Consider the following 17,952-nt stretch of genomic DNA (forward strand, 5'->3'; position numbering starts at 1 on the left):
ACCCTGGGTGGAGTCACCGGAAGCGGGAGCGCGTTGGCCATGGGCGTTGAGTTCCTGTTGACCTCCCTGATCGTGGCCGCGTCGCCCGGCACCGGGGTTCTGTTCACGCTGGCGGCGGGCCTGTCGCGCGGGTCGCGGGCCAGCCTGGTTGCGGCGTTTGGCTGCACCATCGGCATCGTCCCGCACATGGCGGCGGCGATATTGGGGGTGGCGGCGGTGCTGCACGCCAGCGCGCTGGCCTTCCAGATCCTGAAATATCTGGGTGTGCTCTATCTGCTCTGCATGGCCTGGGTGACGCTGCGCGACCATGGCGCGCTGACGGTGGAGCCGGACCACAGCCCCCGCAGCGACGCGCAGGTGATCCTGTCGGCGGTGCTCATCAACATCCTCAACCCCAAACTGTCGATCTTCTTCCTGGCCTTCCTGCCGCAATTCGTGCCCGATGGGGCCGACCAGCCCCTGGCGCGGATGCTGGAACTCAGCGGCGTGTTCATGCTGATCACGTTCGGTGTTTTTGCCGTCTATGGGCTGTGCGCCGCCGCTGTCCGCACCCATGTGGTGTCTCGTCCGCAGGCGCTGACCTGGATGCGGCGGGTCTTTGCCGGGGCGTTCGCGGCGTTGGGGGCCAAGCTGGCCTTGGCCGACCGCTGACGCGCGGGCGTTGCGGTGTGGGCGATCGGGATCTTTCCGCATTGGTTGTTTGCGCATCTGCTATTAAGCTTATGCGGTTTGGCCGCGCAGCAGGGGTATGGGGCGGATGGCGAAGGTTCTGGTGGTCGATGACGATCCGGTGACGCGCAATCTGGTGCGCGCGATCCTGGCGAAGGACGGGCACGAGATCGTCATGTGCGATGGGGCGCTGGCCGCCATCGAGGTGTTGTCGTTGCAGGATTTCGACGTGATCGTCACCGACATCATCATGCCGGAGCATGACGGATTCGAACTGATCCAGGCGGCGCGCAACCTGCGCCCGCACGCCCAGATCATCGTTCTGTCGGCGGTGGACGAGAAGGTCCCCGCCCACATGACCGCCGCCGTGTTCGAACGGCTGGGCGTGACCCGGGTGATTTCCAAACCGATCAATCCGGGGCTGTTGGCGTCCGAGGTGCTGGCCGCTCACGTCATCGGCTGAGGCCACCGGTTGAGTCCCTCGGGGGACACGTCGATGGACCGGCGGAGACACGCCGGGGCCGCGCCGATGTGGCGGTGCTCGCGTTGCGGTGTCATGATGAGGCTCCCATCCTTCCGCGTGGAGATTGTGTGATGCGCAAAATCGGTCTGCTGGCGGTTGCCACGCTTCTGGCGGTCGCCCCCCTGAGCGTTCAGGCGCAGACGGCTGCCCCAGCCCCCGCCGCTCCCGCTCCGGCGGCAACACCGGCTCCGGCTGTGCCAACAACCCCGGCTGCGCCAACGGCGGCGGCTCCAGCCCCTGCGGTTTCCGCCCCGGCGGCCCCGGCCCCTGTGGCTGCGGCCTCTCCGACCGTGTTCGGTCTGCCGCCCGGTCAGGCGTTGGCGATTGGCGTCGGCATGGCGGCGGGGGGTGTTGGCGTCGGCGCGCTGGCGCATGGCCCCTTCTCGACGCTCATCGGGGCGGCGGCGGGCGCGTTGATCGGTGATTGGTGGTACGCCTCCAAGCCCGCCGGTGGTGGTCCGCGTCGCTGAGGCTGGCCGTTCGGCGCGCTTCCCAGGGCATGAAAAAAGCCCCCGGCCCAACAGGGCGGGGGCTTTTTTGTGCCCTTGCGGTTCGCTTTGGCAAAGCGCTGGCGATCAGGCGGGGACGGCGATCCGGCCTTCGCGCGCGCGCATCAGCGCCCACACCGCCGACACGCCCACCAGCTTCGACGCCAGGCTGGCGGCCCACACGCCGGGATCCCACACCCCCAGCATGCCGAAGAACAGCGCGGTGTCCACCGGCACCGACAGGGCCGCGCTCAGCCACAGGCGATCGCGCAGCGGGCGCTTGGTGACGGTGAAGACCAGCCAGTCGATCAGTTCCGACACGGCGAAGGCGGCGACGCTGGCGGTGGCGACGAAGGGGTCCGCCAGCAGATAGGACAGCACGGTCCCGGCCAGCATGGCGGCCAGCGCCCAATGGCCGAAACGGACCTGCACCATGTCGCGCAGAACGAAAATCAGACCAACCCAGCAGGACCAGACGAGATCCAGATGGGGAAACAGGCTGAAGGCGTAGTTGATGGCAAGGATGCTGCCGATGTAGGCGGAAAGCCAGATCATGTTCACGATTCCCGGATGGGCGACCCGTGGCAATACGGGCGCGGATGACCGGAGCAAACCCGCGTGAATGCGAGCGCCCCGCGCGACGCGGGATCTACCAGATTCGCCAAGCCGAGAGAAGAGGCGGCCCGTCACCCCACACGCGCGTTTGCGGCGACGCTTACGGTGACACGGGGCGGCGTCCGAACAGGCCGCGCAGCTTGCGCCCCAACAAGCCGCCCAGCACACCGTTGCCGCCCCCGGCCTTGGGGAACCAATCGGGTTCGGTGGCGCGCAGGCGGCGGATCACGGCCAGGAAGGCGTCCACCACACGGGGGTCGAACTCCTCCCCCGCCTTGGCGGCGATCCAGTCGACCGCCTCGTCCAGCGTCCAGGCCCCGCGATAGGGGCGTTCGGTGATCAGCGCGTCGAACACGTCGGCGACGGCGGTGATGCGGGCGGCGATGGGGATGGCGTCGCCCGCCAAGCCTTCGACATAGCCCGACCCGTCAAAGCGTTCGTGGTGGTAACGGGCGATCTCCGCCGCCATCGCCAACAGCGAACGACCGCGCAGCGGGGCCGCCGCCGCGCTGAGGATGCGGTGGCCGACCTCGGTGTGGCGGCGCACCGCGATCATGTCGTTGCCGCCCAATTCCCCCGGCATGCCCAGCGTTTCTTCGGAAATGCTGAGCATCCCGACATCGTGCAGGATGGCGGCGAGGCCGACGCGGTCCAGGCAATCGGCGTCCAGCTCGTCGCGGAACTGGCCACGGGCGTGCAATTCGCGCGCGGTGTCGCCGACCAGACGTTCGATGCGCTGCAAATGGCCGGGAGCGGCGTTGTCCTTGTATTCGGCCAAGGAGGCCATCGCCAGAACCGTGGCCTTTTGCGCGATGTTCAGCTCTTCGAACAGCAGGGCGTTTTCAAAGGCGATGGCGCATTTGTTGCGGAACAGCTCCAGCAACTGCCATTCACGGGCACCGCTGTCGCGCTGGCCTTCGACATAGATCATGCCGGTGATGCCGCCACGGGCGCGCAGGCGCAGGGCGCAGAAGCCATCCTCGATGATGGTTTCGCTGCTGGGCGACAGCCGGGCCAGCGCCGCTTCGATGGCCGGTTCGCCCACATTGGCCAGATCGGCGTCCTTCCAGGCGGCAAAGCGCCCGATGCAGGCGCGCACGCGGATCTTGCGGTCGCGCGGCTGGGTGTCGCCCTGCACGCACAGCAGAGCGTGCCGCCCCATCCCCAACAGGCCGACGACGCGGGGCAGGATGGCGGGAAACAGGGTGTCGGGCGTGCGCATCTCCAACAGGCCGGTGGTCGCCACCAGCATGCGGGCCAAATCCTTGCGTCCGGCGGCCAGCGCCTGAAGGCTGGCGAAGGCGCGCAATTGCCCGGCCACGGCGGCGCGCAGGGCGCGCGGCGTCAGATCGGCCTTGGCGCGGCAATCGCTGACGTCGTGGGTGGCGGGCAGGGCGTCATCACCCAGCGCTTCCGGATGTTCGGTGCACAGGACGATGCGGGTGCGCTGGTTGCCCATGTCGGTGCGGATGTGCGCGATCAGGTCCAGCCCGACGCGCGCATCATCAGCCCCGCCGCCCAGGGCCGGATCGATCAGGATGAGGGCGATGTCCGGGTGATCGTAGAGCGCCTGTTGCGCGTCGGCGCTGCTGTGTGCGGCGATCAACCGGACAGCGGCCCCCTCCACCGTCAGGGTGGCCAGCGCCTCGGTGGCCAGCGCCATCAGGGTTGGCGCGGCGTCCACCACCAGAATGGGCAGGGATGCGGCGGGTTTGGCCGGGCCAGGAGTGTCCGAGGGTGCAGAACGGTTCGGCATGGCGATCCCGGTGGTTGTGTGTCAGCGTCGCCCGCTGGTCAAAACTACCTGGGCAACGCCGCCGCTTCAATCCTCATCGGTTCGGTCTTCGAACTTTCGCCGCGCTGGGCGCAGGCCGGGCGCGCGGCAGCAAAAAGGCCGCTGTCCCGGATGGGCAGCGGCCTTTTCGTCTCATAACCCGGCGTGACGGGGGCGGGGCGATCCCGTCACGCCGCGCCCAGGCGCGGGAAACGGGATCGCCGCCGATCCGATCACTCGTCGTGCTGCTGCTTGCGCTTCAGCGCGGCGCCCAGGATGTCGCCCAGCGACGCACCCGAGTCGGACGAACCGTACTCGGCCATCGCCTGCTTCTCTTCTTCCATCTCGCGGGCCTTGATGGACAGCGAGATGCGGCGCGAACCACGGTCGATCTGCGTGACCTTGGCGTCGATCTTTTCGCCAACGGCGAAACGCTCGGGGCGCTGTTCGGAACGCTCGCGGGACAGGTCCGACTTGCGGATGAAGCCGGTGTAGCCCTCGCCAACGGACACTTCGATGCCGCCGTCCGTGACCTGGGTCACGGTGCAGGTGACGACCTCGTTCTTCTTCAGACCGGCGGTGGCGGCTTCGAACGGATCGTTCGCGAGCTGCTTGATGCCGAGGCTGATGCGCTCCTTCTCGACGTCGACGTCGAGGACCTTGACCTTGACGCGGTCGCCCTTCTTGTACTCGGCGATCGCCTCTTCACCCGACTTGTTCCAGTCGAGATCCGACATGTGGACCATGCCGTCGATGTCGCCCGGCAGGCCAACGAACAGACCGAATTCGGTGATGTTCTTGACTTCGCCTTCCAGCTCGGTGCCCGCGCCGAACTTGTCCGTGAAGGTTTCCCACGGGTTGTCCAGGCACTGCTTGAGGCCGAGGCTGATGCGGCGCTTCTGCGGATCGACGTCCAGGACCATGACTTCGACTTCTTGCGAGGTCGACACGATCTTGCCCGGATGGACGTTCTTCTTGGTCCAGGACATTTCGGACACGTGGACCAGGCCCTCGATCCCCGGCTCCAGCTCCACGAAGGCGCCGTAGTCGGTGATGTTGGTGACGCGGCCCTTGAACTTGGCGCTGACCGGGTACTTGGCTTCGACGCCTTCCCACGGATCGGCTTCCAGTTGCTTCATGCCCAGGCTGATGCGCTGGGTTTCCGGGTTGAAGCGGATGACCTGGACCGTGACGGTCTGGCCGATCTGCAGGGCTTCCGACGGATGGTTGATGCGGCGCCACGCGATGTCGGTGACGTGCAGCAGGCCATCGACGCCACCCAGATCCACGAACGCGCCGTAGTCGGTGATGTTCTTGACCACACCCTGGAGAATCTGGCCTTCCTTGAGGTTGGCCACCAGCTCCGAACGGGCCTCCGCACGGCTCTCTTCGAGCACGGCGCGGCGCGAGACAACGATGTTGCCGCGCGAACGGTCCATCTTGAGGATCTGGAAGGGCTGCGGCGTGCCCAGCAGCGGCGAGATGTCGCGGACCGGACGGATGTCAACCTGCGAGCCGGGCAGGAAGGCAACCGCGCCCGACAGGTCGACGGTGAAGCCGCCCTTGACGCGACCGAAGATGACGCCGGTGACGCGGCTCTGGTCGGTGAAGGACTTCTCCAACAGCGCCCAGGCTTCTTCGCGCTTGGCCTTCTCACGGCTCAGCATCGCTTCGCCGTTCTTGTCTTCCATGCGCTCCAGGTAGACTTCGACCGTGTCACCGGCCTTCAGCTCGGGAGCCTGCCCGGCGACGGCGAATTCCTTCAGCGCGACGCGGCCTTCCGACTTCAGACCGACGTCGATCGTGACCATGTCGTTCTCGACAGCGACCACGCGCCCCTTGACGACGGTGCCTTCCAGCGAGTCGGCGGCGCCGAGCGACTCTTCCAACAGAGCCGCAAAGCTTTCCTTTTCGACCGTCCGGGCCTGTGCTTGTGCCATTGAAACTCCTAAAGGTGGCGCAAAAGCGGCTCCGCTTCGGCCATGCCCACGGCAAAATGGGCGCGACCCTCACAAAACCGCCGCGCCGGGCACCACGCCCGGCGACTTGGGTTGATGGTTTTCCGTGGAGAGCGTTCGACCCGCCCGCCCCGCGACCCAAGCCCAGCGGTCAGGCCGCAGGCCGCAGTCCGGTTTTCGAGCCGATGTAAGCCACCGCCTGATCAAACACCTCGTCGGCGCTGAGAGCGGAAGTATCAAGCACAAAAGCGTCAACAGCCGGACGGAGCGGGGCCACCGCTCTCTGGCTGTCACGCGCATCACGAGCCTTCATGTCCTCCAGGACGTCGGACGGTATAGCCGGAATCCCCCGAGTCCGCAACTCCTTGAGTCGCCGCTCCGCCCGCACCTCCAGCGAGGCGGTGACGAACAGCTTGGCGCTGGCGTCGGGGCACACCACGGTGCCGATGTCCCGCCCGTCCAGCACCGACCCCGGCGCGCCGCCGGGGGGGTGTTGGGTGAAGCGGCGCTGGAAATCCAGCAGGGCCGCCCGCACCTCCGGGACCGCCGCCACCTTGCTGGCGGCCTGCGCCGCCTCGTCGGTGCGCAGCTCCACCTCGCGCAGGATCGGGTGGTCGGGGGTCAGCGCCAAGGCCGCCTGCGCCGCCGCTGCGGTGTCGGCAGGATCGCCACCCGCCCGCAGCACCGACAGGCCGACGGCGCGGTACAGCACCCCGGTGTCGAGATGGGCGAACCCAAAGGCCTGGGCGACGCGTTGCGACAATGTGCCCTTGCCGCTGGCCGCCGGGCCGTCGATGGCGACAACGATGGGGGTGGTCATGGCGGTCAGGCCTCCGAAATTTTCGCGCCCAGCCCGTTCATCAGCTCCACGAAGCCGGGGAAACTGGTTTCGATGAAGGCCCCGTCATCGACCTGGATCGGTTCGGCCGAAGCGGTGCCGAGCACCAGGAAGCTCATGGCGATGCGGTGGTCCATCGCGGTGGCGATCAGCGCGCCGCCCTTGGGCGGTTCGCCGGTCCCGTGCACGGTCAGGCTGTCGTCGGCCCCGACCTCGCGCGACACGCCGCAGGCGGCCAGCCCGTCGGCGACCATGGCCAGACGGTCGCTTTCCTTCACCCGCAGCTCCTTCAGCCCCAGCATCACCGTGGTCCCTTCCGCGCAGGCGGCGGCGGCGGCGAGCACCGGGTATTCGTCGATCATGCTGGGGGCGCGGTCGGCGGGGACCACCACGCCGCGCAGGCGGCTGTGCTTCACCCGCAGGTCGGCCACCGGCTCCCCGGCTTCGTCGCGCTGGTTTTCAAAGGTGATGTCGGCCCCCATCTCGATCAGCGTGTCGTACAGGCCGGTGCGGCGGGGGTTCATGCCGACGTCCTTCAACACGATCTCCGAGCCGGGGCGCAGCAGCGCGGCCACCAGCGGGAAGGCGGCGGAGCTGGGATCGGCGGGCACATGGATGCTGCGCCCGGTCAATTCCGGCTGGCCGGTGACGGTGACGGCCAGCGCGCCGTCCTCCTGCCGCTCGGTCGTCACCGTCGCGCCGAAATGCCGCAGCATGGTTTCGGTGTGGTCGCGGGTGGGTTCCGCCTCGATCACCGTGGTGGTGCCGGGGGTGTTCAGGCCGGCCAGCAGGATGGCCGATTTCACCTGGGCCGACGCCACCGGCAGCCGGTAGGTGATCGGCACCAATTGGTCGCTGCCGACCACGGTCAGCGGCAGCCGACCGCCCGACCGCCCGACGAAGCGCGCGCCCATCTGTTCCAGCGGCTTGGTCACGCGCGCCATCGGGCGCTTGTTCAGCGAGGCGTCGCCGGTGAACACGCAGGTGATCGGGTGGGCGGCGACCAGACCCATCAGCAGCCGCGCGGCGGTTCCGCTGTTGCCCATGTCCAGCACCTGGGCCGGTTCCTGCAACGCGCCCAGCCCGACGCCGCGCACGCGCCACACCCCATCGGAGTCGCGGTCGGCCTGCGCGCCGAGCAGCCGCATGGCGGCGGCGGTGTGCAGCACGTCTTCGCCTTCCAACAGGCCATGGATCACGGTTTCCCCGACGGCGATGGCCCCCAGCATCAGCGACCGGTGCGAGATCGACTTGTCGCCCGGCACCTGGACGGTGCCGACGAGCGGGCCGGAAAACGAGGAACGCAGCGGTTTGACCTGCGACATGGGAAACCCTCGGGCATGAAGTGATACGGGCGAAACGATATGGGCGCAAAGCCATTGGCCGTGTACCTAGCACAGGCCCGCACGCGACGCGAGCGCGGTGCGGTTTCCGGTGGATTGGGGCGCGGATTCGGGCATGATCTTCCCACTTGTGCGCCGCGTCGCAGGTTTTTTTTGACAAGCGCCGTGCCGCGTGGCAAAGGGCGCAACTTGAGCTTTCCTGATTTTTTCTGTGACGGAGGACGTGGCGTGGCCAAACCCGAATGGGGCGTCAAGCGCATCTGCCCGAGCTGTGGCGCTCGCTATTACGACATGCGCAAGGATCCGCCGGTCTGCCCGAGCTGCGGCGCGCAATTCGACCCCGAAGCGTTGCTGAAGTCCCGCAAGGCCCGCCCGGCCCCGGCGGACGACACCAAGAAGGTCGTCGTCGTCGAGGAGGATGAGGTCGAGGTTGAGGACGCCGAGGCCGCCGAGCTGGAGGGCGTTGAGGACGACGTGTCGGTCGACGACATCGACGACGCCGCCGACGCGGTCGAGGATGAGGACGACGTCCTGATCGAAGACACCTCCGAACTGGGCGAAGACGACATGGACGAGGTCGTGGTCGACGGCGAGGACGAGGAGGAGCGCTGACGCGCGCCCGCCGGTGGCGCGGGCCGCTGGCGGAGGCCGGACAAAAAAGCGATGCCCCCGGAATTTTCCGCTTGCATCGCCCGGCGTCCTGACTATTATCCCGCTCCACCGACGCCGGTTGGAAACGACCGGCTCCCAGAGACAAAGGGGCCATAGCTCAGCTGGGAGAGCGCTACAATGGCATTGTAGAGGTCAGGAGTTCGATCCTCCTTGGCTCCACCAAATAAAGGCCAGCAATCCCAAGGGGTTGCTGGCCTTTTCTCTTTTCGGCCAGTGGCTGCATATTTGGCTTGGGATACGCACGGGATACGCAGCGCGCTTTGGGTACGCCGGTTCATCTGTCCACGCCCAGCGACGGTCGGACCAGCTTCTGAAGCTGGCGCACGAAATCGTCCGTGAATTGCCGGGTCTCCGACAGGTAGGACGGGTCGTATTTGGCGTAGATTTCGGTCGTCGAGCGACCGGGCTTGCGGTGGCCGAGCTGACCGGAGACGTGCCAGTCGTCCACCCCGGCGGCGCGGGCGTGCTTCGCCATGGTGTGGCGGATCGACTTCGCCTGGAGCCAGTCAGGCAAACCTTGCGTGCCCTGAAGGTCCTGGAAGAACCCGCGCACCGAGGCGACCTTCCGACCGCAATAGTTCACGATCTGGTGGTCCGCGTGCTTCAGGAACTCGGTGATGAAGTCCGGCATCGCGACGACCGGCCGGTACTTCTTGGTCTGCCCCCGCCCCTCCGGGTTCAGGGCGATCCGTCGAGAGTCAAAGTTCACCTGATCCCTGGTGAGGTCGAAGATCGCGTCCGGCCGCGCCCAGGTGGCGATCCCCACCAGGATGAACATGAACAGGTGATCCCGTCCGGGAACCTTGGCGCCGTTGGGGGTGAACTCACGGGTTCGATTGATGATGGTGGCGAGCTGTTGCATCGTCAGCGCCCGCTCCGGCGGCTCAGGGCACCTCCACCCTGCCGCCGGTTGAGATTGGCGATCATCCAGTCGCAGGCCTGGGCGAGGGTGGTGCCCTGCGCTTTCCGGCGGTCCTGGTATTCGTCACCGACGATCTTGCCCTCAAGGCTCAAAGCCCACGCCTGGGCAGCCTCGAAGGTCTCAAACGTCTTGGTCAGGCTCTTACCGTCGCGCCGCACGCGCGCCACTGGTACTCACCGCGTTTGTCGATGGTCGCCATGCTGCCCCCGTTGGACCGCGTGCGTTGGACCTGCGTGGTCCAATCTGGTCCAGAAATTCTAAGGGATTTTCGGCCTTAGAACCTAGGAGCTTGCGCAATCTGTTGATTTTTCTGGGAGATTTTTTGGAGCGGGTGAAGGGAATCGAACCCTCGTCGTAAGCTTGGGAAGCTTATTAATTTCCATCATAATATATTGAAATATATAAAATATAGGAAAGAGCATCAAGAAATGTAAGCGATTACGTAAGTGACCGTACCTTGTTTTCGTCTTACCTAATAGCTCTATCCTCGACGCGGTGATGAGCGTGGTTCCAGATGGCGTATACATGCTATTTTTGATATGCTCGTCTAAAATGTCACTGGTCCGTCCGGTATTAGTTTTGCGGTCGCACAACTTATGTCGGTTGAACAGATCAAAGAGATCTAAAGCCCCTAATATCTCAGAAAGACCAAGGAGTAATTAAATGAAAAACCTGTATGTTGCCCTTAAAGATATCCTTATCCGCCAAAAGTCTAATATAGATATTAGCAGTATATTTGAATCTATATTCAGAGAGGAAAGAAATTTTGCGATTGAATCCCTAACATCTAATAAATATTATAGAAATTTCCAATTTGGTTATCTAAATGGATTGTATATTAACGGAGATGAAAGAATTAGCTCTGATCTTATGGCTTTTGTGTGGGGCATAACTAAAGAAGATTTTATAAAAGATCTTATTATCAAAAGATATAAGGAAAAAATTCTCGACGAAAGATCGGCATCAATGGAACGCTTCAAGAAAAATTTAGATCATAATATGTTTGACTACATATCCTTATCATATATCGTGAGATCAAATAACAAATTAGAAAATATTTCATTTGATTCAATGAAATCATATATATGCGAAGATTACCAAATCTTGAAGGATATTTTCCATCAATCTGGTCGGATTTTGACGGATGACGAACTTTTCCATTTTGAGATAGTTAACATGATGTATAAGGATTTTTGTTCTTACATGGTGCCGGCATTTGATGACCCTAGGATAAATTTTCTTGAGGAATATTATAAATCTAAAGGAATAGATTTGAATGATGATATGCAATACAATAAATATGGGCTTATATCTACTGGAAGCAGATTTGAGATAAAGCCAAGCACACAGTCAAAGCTTTATGACAAGACTCTTGATACACACATACTTATAAAAGGCGTGGAGAATTCAATAGTACTTTTTATTAAGGAACTTAAAGACATTGGTGCTATAGTGGATGTCGCGTTTCGTGTAGACAGTCACTATGTAGCAGATAAAATTCCGAATAATTCCATTATCATGGAAGAGCTTGAGTTTGGGAAGATATTTTCACTTTCTGACCTCGGGTCGCCCGAAATCTCAAAACTGTACTCTCCAGATAATTATGACAATCTTTGGGTCGTGATATCAGAAGGAGAAATTACATTTGAAGAGATATGCAGCAACTTTGAAGTTCATGATGATTGCATTGTTACTCAAGGTCTTCACTTGCAGTATTCAAAAATTGGGGGCAAATATATCATAAACCATCTTGATCATGAGTATTTTTTCTATACGATAGACGAGTTTTCTGTTAGGGAAAAGAACCCCCACCAAAAGGGGGAGGCAAGAACTCGATATAAAACATTCAAGATTGACAACTCATCATTGCCGTTTTTTCTTGATGATGGAACTTGCGTCCTGTTTTTCTTCCTTAATCGTCTATTTAGGAACCAAACACTCTTGAAGGAATATTTTTCAAAAGTAGTTTGATTCAGGCAATGAAAGCCTGCCATGAATATCTTCCAAAATTATGGATTATATCAAGCAGGCTTTACCTTGCTGCGTATTCAATTTAATGGAAATACCTATACTGGACTAATATAGAGGGCCTATCAAATACCTGCGATAACATCATGCACTTCCTCCGGTCGAAACGCCACTCCCCAAACCCATTCCCCGAACCCGCCGGCGGCGTTCACCGCCTTCACCCACTCGTCCAGCGCGTCGCGCTTGGCACGGTTCTGCGGGCTGTCTTCGCCCTTGATCTCCAGGGCCAGCGTCTTGCCGTTTGACAACCTGACGATGAAGTCGGGGATGTAGCGCCGTCGGGAACCAGCCCACAGGTAATGAACTTGGAAGCCAAGGTGATCGTTCTTGGCATAGGCAATCACGTTGGGGCTTCTCTCAAAGGCGTTGGCCGCGTATTGCTCCCATGCCGAGTCGCCGACAACATGGCTGATGTGGGATTTGACCGTCGGGGTGGCCGGTTTGGTCGTGTACCAAGTCCGCATCTGTGCCGTTGAACCGATGGGGTTCTCCTCGTCATAGATCGGTTCCAGCTTCGTCGTGTTCTGCTCCCGGACGTAGCGCAACAGATGCTGGACAACGAGATCGATGTTGAGCGCGACCAGAATACGTTTCCTCAACGGGTCCTGATGGAACAGCGACGGGATATCCAACAGGTTGGATGTCAGGAAATGCTCAACCAGCCGGATGAGCTGGAAAACCAGAAAGCCCTCCGTCCCCTTAAAGCTCTGACGCAGCTCGGCAAAGCCCTTGCGCGCCGCTTGGAAGGTCAACCGCTGAAGCCGGAAGCCATCAGGAAGGGCTTCAAGGTCGATACGCGTTACCTTGCTCATGTCAGTGGCACCGCCCAGCGCCGGAGCAAGATCGGTAGAAATCGGGGTTGCCGCTGGGTTCAGCTGAAGAGCCTCCACCCGAGTCCAATCCACCGTGAGAGTCGGCCGCACCACCGTTTCAATCCGCAGCACGTTCGGCCAACGGATCTCCAGCGCGCCACGGTCGGGAAGAACCTCGATCTGCGTGCTGGGCTTGGGTGGGGGCGGCGCTTCTCCAGCATCGCCGACATTCTGGCTGATCGACAGCGGCACGCCGAACACGTTGACGTATTCAGGGATGAAAAGCCCGTTGTCATCGGTGTCGTAGGAGACGCGCCGCAGACCGCGACCGATCACCTGTTCGCACAGAAGCTGAGAGGTGAAGGCACGTAGCCCCATGATGTGGGTAACGTTCTTGGCGTCCCACCCTTCCGAGAGCATCGCGACGGAGACGACCTTCTGAAGCTCCTGGCCGGCTCCTCCGCGCTTGCCCACGCTGTCGACGATGGCGCGCAGCAGATCTTCCTTCTTCAGCTCTAGAAGGGCTTCCTTCCGCGTTTCCGGCAGATCGGCGGCATCGATGATCGCCTTGAGCTTGGCCTCGTAATCTTTGTCGGCAGCGGCGGCCTCGCCCAGTTCCGCCTTCTCCAGCACCTTCGAGTCGACTCGCAGCGTCTTCGTCGGGGCATGGAGTTCCGGCCAATGAGCATCGCCATGGCTGAAATAATGCTCGATCCTGGCGGCGGTTTCGGTGCGGTTGCAGACGGTCAGCATCACCGGCGGCGAATGATGACCGGCATCCTGCCATTGCTGAAGCGTGATCCGCCAATCGGCACCGAGCAGGGTATAGGCGTCCTGCACCAGCTTGGGCAGGGCTTCATGCGGCTGCGCCTTGCGGTTCAGGTCCTCCGACACCGACGGGTCGCGATAGATGTGGTACAGGCGGGACCGCAGCGTCCGGGCATCGGGCAGGGCGTCATCCCGCACCACCACGCGCGGCGTCTTCACCAGCCCGGCTTCGATGGCGTCGTTCAGGCCGAAATCGGACACGATCCAGTCGAAAAGGGCGGTGTCGGTGCTGGCCTTGCCGGTGGGGGCGAAGGGCGTTGCCGACAGGTCGAAACAGCGCTGGATACGCCGGGTCTTGTGGATGCGGTCCAGCCCTTCGATCCAGCGGGTCGCCTCGTCCAGGTCGATGCCCTGTTCCTCGGCGACCTTCTTGCTGATCTTCAGTTCCGGCGGCTTGCGATAGGCGTGGTGGGCCTCGTCGTTGATGACCACGATATCCCGGAAGCTCACAAGCGGACCCAGCACGCGACGGGCAAAGGCGGCGTCCGACTCAGCACCCTTCTTCACCACCGACCGTTTCGGCTCCTTCAGTGGCATCAGGGTGTGCCAGTTCTCGATCCGGATGACCGCCTGGTTCAACTTCTGGCGCAACGCCTCCGACGGGCAGAGCGAGAAGGCATCATAGTAATTGTCCGGCTCGCCAGGATAGAGCACGCGCAGCCGATCCTTCACGGTCAACCCCGGCGCCACGATGAAGACGGCTCGGCTGAAATCCTTGTTGCGCTTGGGATAGGTCAGAGCGTTCAGCACCTGCCATGTGATGATCATCGCCATCACCGTGGTCTTACCGGCGCCCGTCGCCATCTTGTTGCAAAGTCGTTCCCACGGGCCGCCATCGCCGGGCACATAGATGCCCTGGCGATATTCCGCCGCCGCCTCCACCCACCAGATCAGCGTCTCGATCGCTTCAAGCTGGCAAAAGTAGAAGGGGTGCTGTCGGGCCGCCCGGTCGTGCCAATGTTCCAGAAGCCGGCGGGAAACGCTGGTGACACCGGGATAATCGGCGTCGCGCCAGCGGTCCACCCGCTGGCGGATGTCGTTGACCTGGGGCAGTTCCTCGGTTCGGCGGGTATTGTTGCGGATGTCGAAGATCTCATAGGCGGCGGGCCGCCGTTCCGGGCGGATCACCAGCGTGCCGCCCGGCCCTTCCACCCAATGCTGTTCCGGGCACTGGAAGGCGGAATTGATGATGAGAGACTGGGGGGTATTCACGACCGGCTTCTCACTCGTCCAGGGCGACGATCTTCAGGGACTCGATACCCCGGTCGTCCACGATCTTCACCGCGATGCGCCGGTTGTCGCCGGCCGCGAACGGCAGCGACACGGTGCCGTGGAACTGCGACAGCAGCCCTTCATCCAGTTCGGCCCGGATGGTCTTTTTCAGGCGGTTCCATCCGCCCTTCTTGTCGGCCATCGGGAAGAACACCTGATGGGGAAACAGGGAACGCTGGTCGTAATCGATGTCGAGCGACCACATCGCGATCTTGTTCTTGCCCCCGGAAATCAGTTCCCCCGCCTTTGGATCGAAATAGTCGAAGCCGTTGACCTCGACCTCCCACAGGCCATCGGAGCGACGGCGGACATCCACATCAGGCTGTCCCATCAGCCAGAAGCTTTGATTGCTCGACCGCGCCTTCTTCAGATCCTCGGTCAGCAGGTCGGTGTTCATCTGCGCCTTCAGCAGCGTCACCCCCGGCCATTTCACCTCGTCGATGTCCTTGGAGGCCTCGGGATCGAAGGTGAAGGCGCAGAAGACGATGAATTTCGGTGCGGGCCGCAGGGTTTCCGCTTCCGACAGCGCCCGTTCGACCTGCCGCTGTTCCAATGCCGCATGTTCGGGGCCGAAGCTGACGACCACACGTTCTCCGCTGTCGGCAAAGGTGCCGATGGCGTGCAGGTGGCGCAGGCCGGGAACGGTTTCCAGCTCGGCGAAGCGCAGCGTCTGCCCACCCTTGCCGCGGATGCCGGTCTTGATCAGCTCATCCCGCCAAAGGGTTTGCCGCGAGGTTTCGCCGGACCGGGCGACCGTCACCGTCGCCTCGTCGGCCGGCAGGGTTTCGTCCAGCGCCAGCACGGTTGGGTTCGGCACCGCCTCTACCGTGAAGGGGCCGGTGATGCGCAGCTTATTCCGCTCCGGTTCCGGCTGGTCGTACAGGGTTTCCGGTTCGGCATGGGCGGAGATAGAGCGGTCCATCTCCCTCTGCATGGCCTGACGTGCAGCGCGGAAGACGTCGAAAGCCGGGCGTGCGGCGCCGGGCCATTCCTCCGGCCAGTCGCACGGCACTTCCCATTCATGCAGGGTTTCGCCTTTGGCAAACGTCACCTTTTTGCCCTTACGTACTCCCTGATCCGGCGTGAAGGGGGGCGTATTCTTTAGCCCGGCATTGAGCGTGGCAAGCGCCGCCGTTATTACCGGATGCATTCTGTTATAGATCTCATCGATCTCAGGGTTGTTGGCGATAGATTTCAAGGTTACGTGAGGCACCGTTTTATAGATAAATCCACCCTTCAGACCTTCATGTGGATAACGAAGCGCATAATAGTCAAAACTAGCGGTCATCAGCCGCTGCTTTGCCAGCGTCACGGCAACCCGCGACGTATCGCATGTGATCCAACGCCGTCCCCACTTTTCAGCGACGAACGCAGTCGTGCCCGAACCACATGTTGGATCAAGCACTAAATCACCGGAATCAGTGGTCATGAGAAGGCATCGCTCAATTGCCCTCATGGATGTTTGGACGACATATACCTTGGTATCTCCGAATCCACTTTGCCTAGTATCTTCCCAAATGTCATTGCTAGGTTTGAAGGGGAAATCGTCCAGATATCTTGTAAATCCTAGAGTATTCCCACTTGCTATAAGCCTTCCCGCTTTGCTAATACGATCTAGCCCGCTCTTGTCTGTGCTAAATGTCCGTTGCCCAGGGCTAAATTCCTTGTTCTGAAATTTAAATAATTTAACGTCATTTTCTTGTGGAGGACGAGCGCTTGTTATAGGGTTTGGTCGAAAAACTCTTGAATTAGCAGGAATGTCAACAACCCCCAGGGCCTCCTCATTAGTTAAATTTCTCCGAGCTCCATTGCTCAATTCGATAAACCTCAGGTTATAGTCGTCACTTGGCGTTCTGGATTCATAAAGAGAATGGTACTTTACGTTATCCCGATTTTTGGCATACCAAATGATAAAATCACAAGTTGTATCCAAGAGGGTGCTAGCTTTTCCTGTGGTTTTTCTAAAAATAATCTGCGCGCAAAAATTTTCTTTTCCGAAAATCTCATCCATAATATTGCGAACAAAATGTACATTCTCATCAGAGATTTGGACAAAAATACTTCCGCTTTCGGATAGAAGTTCATGAGATAGAAAAATTCTATCTTTTAGGTAAGTCAAATAAGAGTGAATCCCGAGTTCCCAAGTATCCCGAAATGCCTTTATCATCTCCGGTTCTTGAGTGAGATCACTGTCCGCTCCATCCTTCACGTCGCGTTTGTTGGTAAACGGCTGGAAATTTGACCCATACTTGATGCCATAGGGTGGGTCGATGTAGATCATCTGCACCTGCCCGGCCATGCTTTCCTTCTGGATCAGGGAGTTCATCACCAGCAGGGAATCACCCGCGATCAGGCGGTTGGACCAGTTCTTTTCATGCCGGTAAAAATCCACCGCCTGCCGCAGCGGCAGGGTCTCGAAGGGGGCCTCGAACAGCCCCAACTGCACCGCCCGCTCGACCGTTTCCTTACCGGACTTCAGCCGCTTGCGAACGGCGGACAGGATGCTGGCCGGGTCGATGCGCTCATGCACATGCAGCGACACCGTATCGACGGCGAAGCTGGTGTGTTCGGCTTTGCCCGTCCAATTCAGATAGGGGGATTGCAGCCGCTTCAGTTCGGTCAGGGCGTCACGCATGCGCTCCAGATCGCCGCTGTCCAGCGCGTCGTCGATCAGCTTTTCGATGGCGGCCCGGCCGCTGTCGAACTGCAATGCCGGGTCGATGTGGGGATCGTAGGCCCAGACGGTCTTCGGACGGTCGGGATCGTTTTCCGGATGCACCATGCCGACCTCCGGGTTATTCACCCGCTTGTTGAGGTGCCGATAGCTGATGACCTGTGCGTCTTCGGTCGGCTTGGCGCCCTTCCGGGACTTCTGCCTTCCACCCGACGTTGGTTTCCGTGTGGCTGGTGCCTCTTCCGTGTGGGTCAGGGTGAAGCCGTCCTCGGTTTCCTCCTCGTCCTCTTCGATCTCGACAGGGCCGTCCTCGTCCTCCTCAAGGGCGACAGAGGTTTCCTCTTCATCCTCAATGACAACCGGCTCCTCCGCTGGAACCCGGCGCACGGAACCGCCTTTGCCGCGTCCGCGTTCCAACACGCCCTCATCGATCAGGCTGTCGCGCGCCGTTAGGAGCCGATTCAAAATAGATGAATCGGCTTGGCTTGTGGTGCGGTCGGGGATTTTCAGCGGGAGTCGCTGCGGGTAGACTCGAC

Annotated in this window: 14 protein-coding genes and 1 tRNA gene; 6 read left to right on the top strand and 9 right to left on the bottom strand. The window is 61.2% G+C overall.

What is annotated here, in order from left to right; all coding sequences use genetic code 11:
* The first annotated feature begins 39 nt into the window (after nucleotides 1–39).
* The 3 genes from EJ903_RS18315 to EJ903_RS27360 all read left to right on the top strand — a co-directional run bounded on the left by EJ903_RS18315 (nucleotide 40) and on the right by EJ903_RS27360 (nucleotide 1,662).
* Nucleotides 40–651, top strand: coding sequence for a LysE family translocator (locus EJ903_RS18315; RefSeq protein ID WP_126618128.1), 612 nt, complete (start codon nucleotides 40–42; stop codon nucleotides 649–651).
* Nucleotides 652–757: 106 nt separating this feature from the next.
* The gene (locus EJ903_RS18320) at nucleotides 758–1,132 is read left to right on the top strand and encodes a response regulator (protein WP_126618130.1); all 375 of its coding nucleotides are present in this window, start codon (nucleotides 758–760) and stop codon (nucleotides 1,130–1,132) included.
* A 131-nt stretch (nucleotides 1,133–1,263) separates the two neighbouring features.
* Nucleotides 1,264–1,662, top strand: a complete 399-nt coding sequence (locus EJ903_RS27360; protein WP_210211474.1) for a hypothetical protein — start codon at nucleotides 1,264–1,266, stop codon at nucleotides 1,660–1,662.
* 105 nt (nucleotides 1,663–1,767) lie between these two features.
* On the opposite strand, the gene EJ903_RS18330 is transcribed toward EJ903_RS27360, so the two are convergent.
* The 5 genes from EJ903_RS18330 to aroA form a co-directional block, all read right to left on the bottom strand.
* Entirely contained in the window at nucleotides 1,768–2,235 is a 468-nt protein-coding gene (locus EJ903_RS18330) for a preQ0 transporter (RefSeq protein ID WP_126618132.1), read from the bottom strand.
* Nucleotides 2,236–2,395: 160 nt separating this feature from the next.
* On the bottom strand, nucleotides 2,396–4,051 hold the full coding sequence (locus EJ903_RS18335; protein WP_126618134.1) for an HD domain-containing phosphohydrolase: 1,656 nt from the start codon (nucleotides 4,049–4,051) through the stop codon (nucleotides 2,396–2,398).
* A gap of 251 nt (nucleotides 4,052–4,302) precedes the next feature.
* Entirely contained in the window at nucleotides 4,303–6,009 is a 1,707-nt protein-coding gene (gene rpsA / locus EJ903_RS18340; RefSeq protein WP_126618136.1) for a 30S ribosomal protein S1, read from the bottom strand.
* A gap of 169 nt (nucleotides 6,010–6,178) precedes the next feature.
* A complete protein-coding gene (gene cmk / locus EJ903_RS18345) occupies nucleotides 6,179–6,835 on the bottom strand; it encodes a (d)CMP kinase (protein WP_174237328.1) in 657 nt (218 codons plus the stop codon).
* Nucleotides 6,836–6,852: 17 nt separating this feature from the next.
* Nucleotides 6,853–8,190 (bottom strand): 3-phosphoshikimate 1-carboxyvinyltransferase, encoded by a 1,338-nt coding sequence (gene aroA, locus EJ903_RS18350; protein ID WP_126618140.1) that lies wholly within the window; start codon nucleotides 8,188–8,190, stop codon nucleotides 6,853–6,855.
* A gap of 246 nt (nucleotides 8,191–8,436) precedes the next feature.
* Between aroA and EJ903_RS18355 the strand changes: the two genes are divergently transcribed.
* Together EJ903_RS18355 and EJ903_RS18360 are read left to right on the top strand one after the other, a co-directional pair.
* Nucleotides 8,437–8,820, top strand: coding sequence for a TIGR02300 family protein (locus tag EJ903_RS18355; protein WP_126618142.1), 384 nt, complete (start codon nucleotides 8,437–8,439; stop codon nucleotides 8,818–8,820).
* Between the two features lie 146 nt (nucleotides 8,821–8,966).
* Nucleotides 8,967–9,042: transfer RNA gene (locus EJ903_RS18360), tRNA-Ala, on the top strand.
* Between the two features lie 112 nt (nucleotides 9,043–9,154).
* Here EJ903_RS18360 and EJ903_RS18365 read toward each other — a convergent pair.
* A complete protein-coding gene (locus EJ903_RS18365; protein WP_126618144.1) occupies nucleotides 9,155–9,742 on the bottom strand; it encodes a site-specific integrase in 588 nt (195 codons plus the stop codon).
* A 2-nt stretch (nucleotides 9,743–9,744) separates the two neighbouring features.
* Nucleotides 9,745–9,969: a hypothetical protein gene (locus tag EJ903_RS18370; RefSeq protein WP_126618146.1), complete on the bottom strand. Its 225-nt coding sequence runs from the start codon at nucleotides 9,967–9,969 to the stop codon at nucleotides 9,745–9,747.
* A gap of 496 nt (nucleotides 9,970–10,465) precedes the next feature.
* Between EJ903_RS18370 and EJ903_RS18375 the strand changes: the two genes are divergently transcribed.
* On the top strand, nucleotides 10,466–11,773 hold the full coding sequence (locus EJ903_RS18375; RefSeq protein WP_126618148.1) for a hypothetical protein: 1,308 nt from the start codon (nucleotides 10,466–10,468) through the stop codon (nucleotides 11,771–11,773).
* A gap of 122 nt (nucleotides 11,774–11,895) precedes the next feature.
* On the opposite strand, the gene EJ903_RS18380 is transcribed toward EJ903_RS18375, so the two are convergent.
* Nucleotides 11,896–14,682: a BPTD_3080 family restriction endonuclease gene (locus tag EJ903_RS18380; protein WP_126618150.1), complete on the bottom strand. Its 2,787-nt coding sequence runs from the start codon at nucleotides 14,680–14,682 to the stop codon at nucleotides 11,896–11,898.
* A 10-nt stretch (nucleotides 14,683–14,692) separates the two neighbouring features.
* A partial coding sequence (locus EJ903_RS18385) for a site-specific DNA-methyltransferase (RefSeq protein ID WP_210211475.1) occupies nucleotides 14,693–17,952 on the bottom strand: 3,260 nt, incomplete at its 5' end.

The sequence above is a fragment of the Azospirillum griseum genome (genome assembly GCF_003966125.1).
Classification (GTDB): domain Bacteria; phylum Pseudomonadota; class Alphaproteobacteria; order Azospirillales; family Azospirillaceae; genus Azospirillum; species Azospirillum griseum.

Excerpts from the sequence above, each read along its gene's own strand:
- EJ903_RS27360 (WP_210211474.1), top strand. The coding sequence starts at position 1,264 with ATGCGCAAAATCGGTCTGCTGGCGGTTGCCACGCTTCTGGCGGTCGCC.
- rpsA (WP_126618136.1), bottom strand. The coding sequence starts at position 6,009 with ATGGCACAAGCACAGGCCCGGACGGTCGAAAAGGAAAGCTTTGCGGCT.
- EJ903_RS18320 (WP_126618130.1), top strand. The coding sequence starts at position 758 with ATGGCGAAGGTTCTGGTGGTCGATGACGATCCGGTGACGCGCAATCTG.
- EJ903_RS18315 (WP_126618128.1), top strand. The coding sequence starts at position 40 with ATGGGCGTTGAGTTCCTGTTGACCTCCCTGATCGTGGCCGCGTCGCCC.
- EJ903_RS18330 (WP_126618132.1), bottom strand. The coding sequence starts at position 2,235 with ATGATCTGGCTTTCCGCCTACATCGGCAGCATCCTTGCCATCAACTAC.
- EJ903_RS18335 (WP_126618134.1), bottom strand. The coding sequence starts at position 4,051 with ATGCCGAACCGTTCTGCACCCTCGGACACTCCTGGCCCGGCCAAACCC.
- EJ903_RS18375 (WP_126618148.1), top strand. The coding sequence starts at position 10,466 with ATGAAAAACCTGTATGTTGCCCTTAAAGATATCCTTATCCGCCAAAAG.
- EJ903_RS18365 (WP_126618144.1), bottom strand. The coding sequence starts at position 9,742 with ATGCAACAGCTCGCCACCATCATCAATCGAACCCGTGAGTTCACCCCC.
- aroA (WP_126618140.1), bottom strand. The coding sequence starts at position 8,190 with ATGTCGCAGGTCAAACCGCTGCGTTCCTCGTTTTCCGGCCCGCTCGTC.